The organism is Vogesella mureinivorans (genome assembly GCF_007644035.1).
In the GTDB taxonomy this organism is placed as follows: domain Bacteria; phylum Pseudomonadota; class Gammaproteobacteria; order Burkholderiales; family Chromobacteriaceae; genus Vogesella; species Vogesella mureinivorans.
The window spans coordinates 1-257 of sequence record NZ_VMTV02000571.1; the positions used below are offsets into that span (position 1 = coordinate 1).

Annotated in this window: 1 protein-coding gene; it reads right to left on the bottom strand. The window is 43.2% G+C overall.

Annotated elements, in window-relative coordinates:
- Positions 1-40 precede the first annotated feature (40 nt).
- Positions 41-257 (bottom strand): tRNA-dihydrouridine synthase (locus FLQ44_RS14600; RefSeq protein ID WP_206208904.1); only part of this gene is annotated, 217 nt, incomplete at its 5' end.

Sequence of the window (257 nt, forward strand, 5' to 3'; positions counted from 1 at the left end):
TACGTGCCAAGCTGAATGCCACCTATCTCAATATTATGGATCAGGCCCAGATTGCCCGTGAAAGTATTGAAATCAACTGTTTAACTTCTTTGATCAAGTGATATCGTGCGGTATTTAAATACATATCTTCACGGGTACGACCATGCAAGGCTAAGGCAGCTATCCCTGCTTCTTCAGCACGTTTTGCCACACGGAGGATATTCTCTTGACCATTTAAATAGCCCAAACGGGCCTTTAAAGTGACAGGAACATCTACA